This is a genomic window from Peribacillus sp. Hz7 (assembly GCF_042136355.1).
In the GTDB taxonomy this organism is placed as follows: domain Bacteria; phylum Bacillota; class Bacilli; order Bacillales; family DSM-1321; genus Peribacillus; species Peribacillus asahii_A.
In genome coordinates, this window is sequence record NZ_JBHHJV010000011.1 from 1 (window position 1) to 13,287 (window position 13,287).

The following is a 13,287-nucleotide window of genomic DNA, read 5'->3' on the forward strand; positions in this document are numbered from 1 at the left end:
CTCTAGGGTAAGTTCCTTTTCTCTGGGGCGTCCTGAGTTTTCTGCCCTAGTGTCACGTAAACCAATTATCCCGTTATTTTTGTATGCTTTTTGCCATCTTTTTCTCGCTGAATAAATTCTCTCCATCCCCAAAACCTCTGCATCAAACCCACATTGTTCAAATATTTCTCTCGCTAACTTTCCTTTCTCTTTTTCAGAAATAAAAATATGTTTAAATTCATCTGTATAAGTGATTCCTTTTGAACTTACTGCTTTAACGTATTTATTAGTTGATAGCTGCTTGATCTCTTTCTCTGTGAAACTCTTTTTACTCATTATTTTCCCCGTCTCCATGTTATCTCTAGTTGTGTTTCTTAATTATACAAAAAGTACCCTATAGGTAGACTTTTTTTGATGTCTACTCTATAGGGTACACTCTATTAAGCATCCTGGGTTTTATAATAGCTCTCTTAAAATCAACTATTTAACTTTCACCACAAACGGATACACAGTTACTTTTCCATCTTGTTGAAATTCTGCCCAGATTTTATAAATACCAGGATGCGGAAATTGAGTTTCAAAGATTGGATCATGTTCATTTAGTGGATGAACATGTAAGTATTCTTCCGCTTGTTCATCTAAAATTACAACGTGACCGATTGCTCCTAAATAAGGCTCAAGTACAGCTTCATAAACATCGAATGTTAATGTCATAGGTTCATTAGCCGTCAAATCCGTTGTCATAAGAGATACTTTGTTTTCATCAACTGTTTTAGTTAATTCTTTATCGACTTGCAATGAACCATGTGCATGTTCACTCGTTGCAGGATTGCCAACTATAAAAGGAATTGGTTGAACTTCGTATTGCAAGCTCGTTGATTTGATGTCTACAAAAGCCTTATAAGTTCCTTCTTCCAATTCGCTCGTCACTTTAAATTGACCTGGTGCTATTTCTTCAGGGTGTAAATGATGATACTGTTCTAAATGTTCATCAACGACAATAAGATGAAGAAGCTTCTCATGATTTATTTCTAAATCTGTTACAGGATTTCCTAAATCATCTTTTAGTGTTAGAAATAGTTGCTTGTTTCCTCCTTCAATTGTTACCTGTATTTCATTCTCTTTACTAATTGTTTCGCCATGTTCGTGATTGTCTTCTTCATGCTGTTGTTCTGTTCCAACATTAGCATGGGAATTATGTTCTTCGATTTTTTGCTCGGCTACATTTTTCGAAGCATCGTGCTCTGCGCCCTTATTTACACCAAACACTGCCTCATAAACAGCATACCCTGCAACAACAACGACTAGATATAAAACAGCTGAAAACATCCACTTTTTCATCGGTTTGTTTCCCCTTTATCTGAAAGTTTCACCCTTTGCAAACGCAATGCATTTAATACTACCGACACAGAACTAAAAGCCATCGCAGCTCCTGCTAACCATGGAGCTAAGAAACCAAATGCGGCAATCGGAATTCCTAATACATTGTAGGCAAACGCCCAAAATAAGTTTTGTTTAATATTTCGCATTGTCTTTTTACTGATGTAAATGGCATCTGCAATACTACCGAGATCTCCTCTAATAAGTGTAATATCAGCTGCTTCCATCGCTACATCTGTGCCTGTTCCGATCGCCATTCCAATATGCGCCGTCGCTAATGCTGGAGCATCATTAATTCCATCTCCAACCATTGCGACTACTTTCCCTTGAGCTTGAAGTTGTTTCACTGCTTCTGCTTTTCCTTCTGGTAAAACTTCCGCCACAATATGATCAATGCCTGCCTCTTTTGCAATTGCCTCGGCTGTGCGTTTGTTATCTCCTGTAATCATGACCACTTCAAGGCCCATATCTTTAAGTCGTTGGACTGCTTCTTTTGAAGTATCTTTTATTGTATCCGCAACAGCTACTAAACCGGCATATTGATTGTTGATGGCAATAAGCATTGCCGTTTTCCCTTTTCCCTCCAACTCCTCCATCGTCTTAAGCATATGTTCAATATGAATGTTGTGCTTGTTCATTAACTTTCTCGTTCCTGCAGCAATAACATAGCCATCTATTTTTGCCTCAATTCCATAGCCCGGTATTGCTTTAAAATCCTCTACATCTACCAATTCAATGTTTTTCTCTTTTACCCCAGCAACAATTGCTTGAGCTAGCGGATGTTCAGATTGCTTTTCGGCAGCAGCGACTAACGTTAAAAACTGCTTCTCTTCAAAGACTTCTTCAATCAAAATATCCGTTAAAACGGGCGTACCATTTGTTACTGTTCCTGTTTTATCTAACAGGATCGTCGTTAACTGATGGGTCCTTTCTAAATGCTCTCCACCTTTAAAAAGAATACCAAACTCAGCCGCTCTTCCTGTACCTGCCATAATCGAAGTAGGAGTTGCTAATCCTAAGGCACATGGACAAGCAATCACCAAAACAGCAATTAATTTCTCTAATGCCTCGGCAAAGTTACCCGGAGCCACCCAGATGAACCACACTAAAAAGGTAAGAAAAGCAACTCCTACTACGATTGGAACAAAGATTCCTGAAATGTGATCCGCTAATCGCTGAATAGGTGCTTTTGAACCTTGAGCCTCTTCTACCACTTTAATAATTTGAGCAAGTGCTGTATCACGACCTACTTTTTTCGCTTTTACTTTTAAGAATCCATTTTTATTGATCGTTGCTCCAATCACAGAGTCGCCTACTGTTTTATCAATAGGAACACTCTCACCTGTTAACATTGATTCATCTAAAGCTGAACTTCCTTCTACGATTTCTCCATCTACCGGTACTTTTTCACCCGGCTTTACATAAACAATGTCACCTACTAATACATCCTCTAGCGGAATCTCTCGTTCAACTCCAGCTCTCAACACGGTCGCTGTTTTTGCTTGGAGACCCATTAGTTTTTTTATGGCCTCTGATGAACGGCCTTTTGCTCTAACTTCAAACAATTTTCCTAAAATGATTAATGTAATTAAAACGGCACTTGTTTCATAATAAAGCTCAATCATATGCTCATTGCTGCCAATAGACGCTATAGACAAATACAAACTATAGAAATAGGCAGCCGATGTGCCTAAAGCAACTAACACATCCATGTTAGCACTTTTATTTCGAAGTGCTTTAAAAGCCCCTATATAAAACTGCTTCCCAACAATAAACTGAACAGGTGTCGCAAGTGCTAATTGCACCCAAGGATTTAAAAACATTTCTGGTACATACATAAATGATGTAAAGCTAAAGTGACTAGCCATCGCCCATAATAATGGTAAAGATAAGAAAGCCGAAAAAATAAACTTCCCTTTTTGAGTTTCTAGCTCTTTTGCTTTAAGATCTTTAATGTTCTCGTTTTGTTCCTCTTTCAAAGTCGCTTGATACCCTAACTTTTCAATCCGCTTTACCATATCCGATGTTCCAATTTGTGATGAGTTATACTCGATAGAGGCGCTTTCTAACGCTAAATTGACCGATGCTTTCGTTACACCTTCTAGTTTAGTTAACCCTTTTTCAATTCTAGTCGCACAAGCTGCGCAAGTCATGCCGATAATATCCAGCTCAGCTTTTTCCTCTATCACTTCATATCCCAAGTCATGGATTTTCTTTTTAAATTCCTCTATATGAGCTACATTAGGATTGTACGTAATAGAAGTTTTCTCCAAAGCAAAATTGACCGTCGCCTCTTCTACACCTTCTATTTTCTTGATTCCCTTTTCAATTCGCACAGCACAAGCGGCACAAGTCATCCCTGTTATCGGAAGTACAGTTTCTTTTAACTCTTGTGTCATTTCCACCCCTCCTAAATACCCCTGTAAGGTATATTTTTTTCGAAAAGAATACGTGCATTTTTTTACTTTATGCACGTATTTACAATTCAAATTATGCTACATCATAGCCTTGATCATCAATTGTTTCTTTTATAGTCTCTAATGAAACCGCTGATGAATCAAACTCTACATCTACTTTCCCTTCACTTAAATGAACGTTTACACTGGATACTCCGTTTAGTTTACCGACAGCACCCTCAACCGCATTAACACAGTGGCCACAAGACATTCCGCTTACAAGCAACGTTACTTTTTCCATATTATGTTCGCTCCTTATTTTTTCATTAATCTTTGAATAGTAACCAACAGTTCATCTACTACTTCTAAATCCCCTTCTTGAATTCGCTCTGTTACACAGCTCTTCAAGTGATTTTCTAATAAAACTTTGGAAAAACTATTTAGTGCAGATTGTATCGCTGAAACTTGAGTAATTACATCATCACAATAAGTATCTTTTTCAATGAGGCCTTTCACCCCGCGAATTTGACCTTCTATTCTATTTAGACGATTAATTAAACTCTTCTTTACCTTTTCAGAATGATGACTCACCCTCTCAGAGTGACTCGAGCAACATGGTTCAATTTCTAATAGGTCCTCTTGGTTTTCACAATCCACCTATAGCACCCCCTCACTTATAATATACTATACCCCCCTAATGTATGATACATATTTTTAAAAAAAGTATCCATTTTTTTCTACTTTTAAAATGGATACACGTATTTTAGATGTCACTAATCTACATCATCAAGGCTAATTGGATGACTAATTGCAGATCCATTAAGTAATGTGCCAACATAATAGGAATTAGTCTCTTTGTTTTCATGTATATAAGTCCTAATGCAAGGGCAAGTGGAATGAACGATAAAAATCTCCATAACATATAAGGTATATCAAATACTAAAGGCAAGGCAACATGTTGAAAGGCAAGTGCCAAACCAGCAAGAATAATGGCTAGCCACTGTTTTCCTGTAATTGCATGGAGACGAGGAAGCGCATATCCAATATAAGTAGGTGTTTCAACAAGACCATTTGTTAAAGGGAATAGAATTAATGCAAGGACTAGTGCCCATACAGGGATTTCTTGAAACATCGTCGTAGGTAGACTAAATATGCCAAATAACAGATAGGCAGCTGCATATAATGATACACCTCCCAAAACAAATCCTACTAACACTAACCATAATGTTTCTACAGCATATTTTCGTTGACTTCCCTTTTTATAGTTGAACATACTCTTATATGGAATTCCTTCTTTTCTTAAAAAAGACCTTAAAATAAAATACGTTGCGACGTTAGCTAATATCGCTTGGAAAGGCCACCACTTCTCCGCAGCTTTTAAAGGTGTTTCACTTCCTAATACGGAGAATAGACCAACAAAAACAGCTCCAACTACAATAAATAATAATGTACGCATCATTAATGAAAAGAAAACTCGATAATTCCCATTGGGATCTGTTGGTCGTGTCAAATGAAGGCCATTTTTCTGTAAATCGATATTGTCCATAACTCCACCTCATTTATATAGGTTTACACATAGTACGTACTTCAAAATGGGTATAAAAGATTAAACAGTTTAGACTAATTCTTCATCATTTATTTAAGATAGAAGAAACTATTTGAATCATCATAATAAAAACCAAATATTCGTTATAATTGTTGTAGTAATGTGTAAGCCAGCATGTGAAACCATTGCAATCTCGAGACCTTTTTTCCAATATAACCAGCCAAATACAATTCCGCCAATTCCATTAAGAAGCAGCATTCGAGTTAAAATAAGCGGTGTTAATGGAGCAGCTAACATCGTAGCTCCTAAGTGACCTAATGCAAACAAAATGGAACTGATGATAATGCTAATCCAGAATATTGCTGGAGAAGGGGCTGATTTTGACCGTTGAAAAACTTTCCACATAATCCAAATAAGCAAGGACATAAGTCCCCATCTGAGTAATAGCTCCTCGACTATCCCACCGTAGAATATTCCATTTAACGTATTTACAAGATTCCTTGATTCTACACTCATTTTTAAAGCTTCCGGTAGATATGGTTGAAATATCAGTTCAAAGATAAAGAAAATAGCAGATACAATAACCCCTAGAATAATTCCAATAGGCAGATTCGATTTAAACGTTTTCCATATACTTTTATTCCCTTGCATGTGGTGGTATAAATATGAGTCCAACTTTAATTTTGGAGCTGTCAGCTGGCCAATTATAATGGCAATAATTAAAAGAATCAGTGGATTGATCAAAGAACTAATCACAAGCACTTCAAAAGGAAGGTCAGGTACATTCGGAAGTGATTGTAACTGTTCCTCCAATAACGGAATCATAGCGGGTACTAAAAACCCGATTCCTACAAGACCTATAAATAAAAAGGCCAAAAACGTTTTCCAAAACGTCCGATTTTTCACATCTCATTCCTCCTCTAACTTTATTACTATGACGTTTAGCACCACCCATTCGTTCACTACAAAGATATTTTTCTAAAAACATCTTTATTTATCTTGTATGAAGAAGCTTTTGAGCAATTAAAATCTGAACAAATAAAATAACCTCAGCTCCATAAAATATAGAGCTAAGGTTTGAATTTAGAAACAAACTTATTAATTCAAATGTTTCTTTGTTAATAATAACGATAAATACTTAGCAACGATTGCTGCCTGTCCACTTGATGAAGCTATACTCGAAAATAAAGGATTTGTACAAATATCTCCAATAGCATAAATAGCACTGTTGCTTGTTTGACCTATACGGTCGGTCACAATCAATCCATCCTCCGCTACTTTAACAAGACCTTTCACAAGCTCACTGTTTGGTTTACTTCCTATCCTTAGGAAAACAGCATCCACCTTCAAAGCAAACGCTTTCTCTTTGTTATTTAGCAAATCGATTGAAGTCACGCACTGTTCTCCGTGGATAGAAGTCACTCGAGTATTTGTGATTATTTTTATATTCTCTTTCTCGGTTACGATATCCATATATTGACTTCTTGCCTTGAAGTTTTCAGATCGGTGAATCAAGTAAACTGCAGCGTCCGCATCCGCTAAAAGAATAGCCCCCTCTAAAGCTCGGTCTCCTCCTCCTACAACGGCTACGACTTTATTTTTAAATCGCCATCTATCTGCTGTCGCAGAGTAAACTTCTCCTCTAGCAATCATCTCCCTTTCTCCCGGAACTTCCAGCAACTTTGGTCCTGACCCCATTGCTAAAACTAAATAATGAAAGTGAAGTTCTTCTATCTTATTCTCCTGTTGAATTTTAAGAGTTTTTGATAAAACATCGATGGATAAAATCTTTGTATGTAATCTATATAGACATCCTGCATTATGAAAATAAGCGGCAAATTCCTGTTGCATTTCCTTTCCGTTTTTAGCATATAGACCTGGATAATCTATAATTTCATTATGAATTTTGGTTAATTGTCCACCTAACTTCTCTTCTTTTTCGAGAAGAAGATGATCAATCCCCAGCCTCTTACACCATATTGCTGCTGACATTCCTGCTGACCCTCCGCCAATAATGATAACATCAATATGTTTCATGAAATCTCCACCCAAGCTTCTGTTTGTAAGAACCTTTCAAACTCTAACCAATTTCCAATTCTCGGAACTTCAACTTCTCTGTTGTAAGGATAATCCATAGCAACAGCAAGCCTTCCAGTAGCAGCAAATTCCTTTAAATTATGGGGGGCATCATCAAATAACAAGTCACCAACAATCATGTTTTTTCGATGAGTAAAAATCATGTTGTGCTTCCCTATAAAAGGAAGATGTTTTTCCACCCATATTTCCTTCTCGGCAAAGGCACTCGAAATACTGCTCGTTACGATTAAAATTTCATAATCCTTGTATAATCTTTTTAAAACTTCTACTGCATGCGGAAGCGGCTTTAAACGACTAAATAAACCTGGTTCTTTCAAATAATCATATATTTTTATTCCACATTCAGGCTTTACATATTTCTCAGAATTCCAGCACTTTAGCCGATCAACCGTTAAATTATCATCATAGTCTTTATTATATCGATGATGCCACTCTGACATTAAATCACATATGACAGAATCCATATCAATTAGTAACGTTCGCATGAAACTACTCCCCTCTTTTACTAATAAAAAGGCGTACCCCAATTTAATTTAGGTTACGCCTTTTCTGTTCCTATAAAACACTAGGTCTTTGAAGAATCGATAAAAACTCTGCACGTGTCTCGGATTTATCAGCAAATATTCCGCGAACAGATGATGTTGCAGTAGAAGCATTCGACTTTTTGATTCCTCTGCCACACATACACATATGCTTGGCTTCAATTACTACCATCGTGCCTTTAGGTTGTAAAATTTCTTCAATGGCCTCTGCAATTTCAGTTGTTAATCGTTCTTGAACCTGAAATCTCTTCGCATATCCTTCCACCATACGAGCAATCTTCGACAACCCAGTAATTTTTTCATTAGGGATATATCCTACATGGGCTACACCAAAAAAAGGAGCAAAGTGATGTTCACACATCGAATAAAATTCAATATCTCTTACTAAAACCAACTCCTGATGATTTACATCAAAAGTCTTTAACAAATGAGCTTTAGGATCTTCTCTATAACCCTCTGTATATTCTAAAAATGCTTTTAATACTCTATATGGAGTTTCTATAAGACCATCACGATTAGGATCATCGCCGCAGAGCTCAATTAAGCCTTTAACAGCTTCCATAAAATGTTGAGATTGATCAATTTTTCTATGTATTTCAGCAGCATCGTCTTGCTCAAATATATCCGGAAATTTTTGAGCAATTAATTTTTGTTCATTGAAAGACATTTTCTTAAGTACCTCTCTTTTATTCTGGCTATGTTATATAACCTCGTTGATCCGAAATCAACAGCGTCATATAACATAGCCTTTATTTGAAATATATACAAGGAATCGATATCCTCGCTATCTACTAACATTAGCTAATCATAAATAATTAAAAGAAGAATGTAAAGGTAGTATGCATTGATTCTTTCTATATTAATTAGTATTAATTAAGTTAATAGTTCTCTTTCAGGAATATTTCCAACTCCTGTTTACTAAGTGGCTTACTAAACAAATAGCCTTGCATATGATAGCATCCATTCTTTAATAAAAATTCTTTTTGATGCTCTTCCTCAACCCCTTCTGCTATTACATGTAACCGTAAGCCACGTGCCATCGTTATAATAGCTTCAGAGATTTCAGAATTGCTATGATCTTCCTGAATATCTTGAATAAATGTTCGATCAATCTTAAGGTTATCAATGGGTAATGTTTTTAAATAACTGAATGAAGAGTACCCGGTTCCAAAATCATCCACTGAAACAGAAACTCCATAGTTTCGTAACTTTTCCAAAGCTTCTATAGTTTCTGTTGAATGATCAAATAAAATATTTTCTGTAATTTCCACTTCGAAATAGGCAGGTGACAATTTTGACTCTGAAAGAATGTCTACAACCTGTTTTATTAGTCGATTAGAATCTTGAAATTGCTTTGGTGAAAAGTTTACGGCAAGATTTAACGGCTCTAAACGACCTTCATTCCACTTACTTACCTGGAAACAAGCTTTCTTCATCACTAATTCCCATAAAGAATGAATCAATCCTGTGCTCTCTGCGACAGAAATAAACTTATCTGGCGACACAAATCCAAGTTCCTCATCTGTCCACCTTACCAATGCTTCTACTCCAGTCACGATATTTTCCTTAGCATTTATTTTCGGCTGATAATAGACTTCAATTTTTTCTTCTTTAATAGCCTTTCTCAATCGGGTTTCTATACGAAGCTTCTCTTTATTTTTTATATTGATTGTATCGTTATATACAACGACTTTACTGCCCCCTTGTTTCTTAGCCTCATACATCGCTATATCAGCATATACCATCAGAGTATCTTGATTCTCCGTATGCATTGGATATAAACTTAAACCACAACTCGCACCTACATGTATTTCATTTCCTTCAATAATAAAAGGTTGTTTAATAACTGTGACAATCGTTTCAGCTGCCGCTTTTACCTTCTCTAATTCAAGGTTTTTAAACAAAATAACAAACTCATCGCCGCCCTGTCTGGTCACAAAACTATTTGTACTAGAGAGACAGCTCTTTAGTCGATTTGATACAAGCTTGATTAATTCATCACCGAGCGCATGTCCTAATGAGTCATTAATATCTTTAAATCGGTCTATGTCAATAAATAACACCGCTACCGAACTATCTGTTTGTTTTGTATTTGCAATCATCTTATTTAGCTCTTCTTGAAGATACCTTCTGTTAGGCAGTCCAGTAAGAGAATCATGATACGCTTGAAACTCAATGACCTCTTGACTCTGCTTTAAATCCGCTACATAGACTTGTAAAAAATCCGATAATGCATTTACATTTTGTGTAAGAAGCCCCAATTCATCTTTTCGTTTTAAAATCAAATTTTTCCCGAATTTCCCTTGGGCAATCTCGTTGACTTGTCCAACTATATAACCAATCGGTTTTGTAATCGAGCGAGAGAACACAAAACTTGTAATTAACACAATAAGTATAAACGGAATCAATAATAAAATATGATTCAACAATTCACGGTTTAGTTCTTTCTCAATTAATCCATAGTCGTATGTTACACCAATAACATATGGTGCCTCTACATCGGTATTAATAGGAACAAATGTCTTCCTAACATTTTTTTCGTTTATCGTTTCAGTGTAGTGCTGTGTCTCTCCTGTCTTTATAGCTTTTTGAATCATCTCTGCATCTAATTTTTGATTGCTATATTTATACGTACCATACCAAATCGGTTTATCAGCAATTCGAATATAATTGTATCCATTTTTATTAATGATTTGGTCTTTTTGACCAAAATTCTCCGGATTAAAAACGGTCAGTTCCACAACACCATCAAGTTCCTTCGTAAAGCGTTCCATAACATTACTTGGACCAAACCGCTTTTCATACTCTAATACTTGATTGTCACGAAAATAGGGATTAATAATAAAATTAGTAGAGCCATCATAAAAGTAGCCCCATTTATCTATATGATCAGGATTGCTAGAAGCAATCTCAATTGGACCTGTCCAGTAGTTCGGCAGGGCTACCCCTTCTTGTACAGTAACCGGTGATAAAGAGAAAAGCTGTTGAAAGGCATCATACCAGTATTCCCATTCTTTTGTTGACATATTGATTTCATGTGGGTCTGATGATTTTACACCGATAATATCGTTTTCTTTTTGAGCTAATAAAGTAATATGTGAAATCATCAACTCATCAGCCAAAGCTTTTAATTGTTCATTAGTTATCTCTTCGTGTTTAGAAGGTAACGAGTTTTGTATAGCAATAGAAGCCGTTCTTAATTCTCTCCCAAGAATATTTTCTACAAATAAAGACCCTTCTTTTGCACTTTCCACCTGATACGATACTTCCTGAGTAATTAACGCTATTTCTTTTTCGTTAAAATTTATTAATTGCTGTTTAGACCGTAAATAATGTAAAGCATTATTCGCTATTAAAATACATAATACCAACAAGGTGAAAATTAATGGAAGTTTCTTCTTGATGGACACTATCGATCTACCTCCTGCTGACATTTAACCGTTGATTATCGTTTAGTTCATGGGTATTGTGAGTAGCATAGTTAAAAATCAACATAATTTTTAGCAAAAACTCTCTTCTGCAAGAAAATCATTACACAACGAGACGAAATTTGACAAAAAGACAGTTTTAATCACAAGATTAAAAGCAGCTCACCAAAATGTATCTTTAACTTAACAAAGCCTAATTTAAAGATAGGTAGATGACACTACCTCGTTGTTATTTATATCTCTATAGGTTCTAAAGCTAAGCTTCTTTGATTGCTCACTTTTTTAAGAAAAGGTTGGAATATAGACATGAATTGGTCAGGCTGGTGAATATGGGCTACATGTCCAGCATTTCGCAGCTCATGATATTCAACATGCGGGACATATTGTTCTAAGTCCGCTAATGTTTCTTTATATAATTCATCATATTCGCCCATTACCCATAAAATTGGACTTTTTGCATTCATTAAATCCATTCTCGAATCATATTCAAATTGTACCCTAACGGCTTTTTCAAAAACATTCGGATGAAGTAAAAGAGCATTCTTTACAAAAATAGCCTCGGAGTTTTCTTGTATTTGCTTTTTGTTTGGATTCATAGCGGCTGCATATCGTTTCAGCCATGCTTTATAATCATATTGTGGTTTTTCATTTAACAATTGAATTTGGATTGTGTTCAATTTTGAGAGAGCATTACAAAAATATCCGCCTACAAAAGTCAAACTCATTACCATTTCAGGATATTTTTTATTAAAAGCCATAGCAACTATACACCCAAAACTTAATGTGCATAAATGAGCCTTTTGAATTCCGTTTCTTTTGTATTGATCATAAAGCTGTTGAAGTAATAGCTCCAAAGAAAAAGGACAATCTGCTCCTAAGCTTTCGGAATTATAATAGTCGTAAGCTATACAATTATATTTATCTTTTAATGTATCTATTTCTGTCTTAAATGCACTTTTATTTCCCACTACCCCATGCAAAAATATTATAGCTTCCTTCAATTTTATAAAACCTCTTTTTAATGAACTCTTTATTTTTATATACTTGCACGCGTACCTTTGAAAGTATTCCTACATAATAATACATTATCGATTACGTTTAGAAAATAGTCATTCATCAATGATTTAGTAAATTTTTAGTATAAACATCATTATTAAGTGATTAATAGTTCTTTAGAACTATTAATATAGACCCTAACAAAATTTCCCAACACAAAATAAAAAGGATATGTCTATTAAACATATATGATTTTGGAAATGAGCAATGTAGCAGAATGCGAGAATCTTATATGATAGGAGTTGCAAGCACTTCTTCATATTGAACTAGCAATAAGAAATATATAAATATGGACAGTTTTTGGTCGAGCATACAAAGGTATCGTTTACGGCAGTATGTTTTTTCACATGGAAAATAAGGCATTATATACAAGTTATGCATAAAATCTTGTATATAATGCCTTATTTAGAGTATATGCTTATTGCATTAACGCGCCCTTTTCTGGAATAACTAAAATAAGATCTCAGTCCTAAAATCAATAAATTCTTCTTAAACTAATGTTCCCAGTTAGCGAAATAAAGGAGCAGCGATTATCATAAAAATTGAAAAACAAATCAAAGATACACTAATTCTCTTTGGGAGTTTTTTATTTCCTTCCTCATTATAAAATTCTGGAAATTGAAGACGATTTCTATACAATACAAAAAGTAATATTAAAATTGTTATACCAACAAACCATCCATCAGTAGTATTATCTACGTTTATTTCTATACTTACATAGACTATGCTTAACTAAGGCTCTCATTAAACTACCAAGAATAAAAATAATAGATGTGATACAGAATAATTCCAAGATTGCCCTAATCATATTACATCTCTTTCCAAAACACTATCAGGAAAATTATACCTTATTAATTTTGATC

General features: G+C 35.2%; 12 protein-coding genes. All 12 read right to left on the minus strand.

The genetic code is table 11. The features are described 5' to 3' along the window. The coding region (locus ACE199_RS14915; RefSeq protein WP_375350478.1) for an HTH domain-containing protein at positions 1–315 on the minus strand (315 nt) is incomplete at its 3' end. Positions 316–459: 144 nt separating this feature from the next. Continuing rightward, positions 460–1,320 carry a hypothetical protein gene (locus ACE199_RS14920; RefSeq protein ID WP_375350479.1) on the minus strand — a complete coding sequence of 287 codons (861 nt, stop codon included), beginning with the start codon at positions 1,318–1,320 and terminating at the stop codon, positions 460–462. Then, positions 1,317–3,758, minus strand: a complete 2,442-nt coding sequence (locus ACE199_RS14925; protein ID WP_375350480.1) for a heavy metal translocating P-type ATPase — start codon at positions 3,756–3,758, stop codon at positions 1,317–1,319. Before ACE199_RS14925 ends, ACE199_RS14920 begins: the two co-directional genes overlap by 4 nt. A gap of 91 nt (positions 3,759–3,849) precedes the next feature. Continuing rightward, complete coding sequence (copZ, locus tag ACE199_RS14930; protein WP_375350481.1) at positions 3,850–4,056, minus strand: copper chaperone CopZ; 207 nt, start codon at positions 4,054–4,056, stop codon at positions 3,850–3,852. Between the two features lie 14 nt (positions 4,057–4,070). Further along, positions 4,071–4,412: a metal-sensing transcriptional repressor gene (locus ACE199_RS14935; RefSeq protein ID WP_127760148.1), complete on the minus strand. Its 342-nt coding sequence runs from the start codon at positions 4,410–4,412 to the stop codon at positions 4,071–4,073. A 121-nt stretch (positions 4,413–4,533) separates the two neighbouring features. Further along, positions 4,534–5,301, minus strand: a complete 768-nt coding sequence (locus tag ACE199_RS14940; protein WP_375350483.1) for a CPBP family glutamic-type intramembrane protease — start codon at positions 5,299–5,301, stop codon at positions 4,534–4,536. A 120-nt stretch (positions 5,302–5,421) separates the two neighbouring features. Then, positions 5,422–6,207 (minus strand): CPBP family glutamic-type intramembrane protease, encoded by a 786-nt coding sequence (locus ACE199_RS14945; protein WP_375350484.1) that lies wholly within the window; start codon positions 6,205–6,207, stop codon positions 5,422–5,424. 192 nt (positions 6,208–6,399) lie between these two features. Beyond that, positions 6,400–7,338, minus strand: a complete 939-nt coding sequence (locus ACE199_RS14950; RefSeq protein WP_375350485.1) for an NAD(P)/FAD-dependent oxidoreductase — start codon at positions 7,336–7,338, stop codon at positions 6,400–6,402. Then, positions 7,335–7,883: a 5' nucleotidase, NT5C type gene (locus ACE199_RS14955; protein WP_375350486.1), complete on the minus strand. Its 549-nt coding sequence runs from the start codon at positions 7,881–7,883 to the stop codon at positions 7,335–7,337. Before ACE199_RS14955 ends, ACE199_RS14950 begins: the two co-directional genes overlap by 4 nt. 70 nt (positions 7,884–7,953) lie before the next feature. Next, positions 7,954–8,607, minus strand: coding sequence for a GTP cyclohydrolase I FolE (gene folE / locus ACE199_RS14960; protein WP_375350487.1), 654 nt, complete (start codon positions 8,605–8,607; stop codon positions 7,954–7,956). A gap of 211 nt (positions 8,608–8,818) precedes the next feature. Next, on the minus strand, positions 8,819–11,350 hold the full coding sequence (locus ACE199_RS14965; protein ID WP_375350489.1) for a bifunctional diguanylate cyclase/phosphodiesterase: 2,532 nt from the start codon (positions 11,348–11,350) through the stop codon (positions 8,819–8,821). Positions 11,351–11,601: 251 nt separating this feature from the next. Then, entirely contained in the window at positions 11,602–12,369 is a 768-nt protein-coding gene (locus ACE199_RS14970) for an alpha/beta fold hydrolase (RefSeq protein WP_375350490.1), read from the minus strand. Between the last annotated feature and the right edge of the window lie 918 nt (positions 12,370–13,287).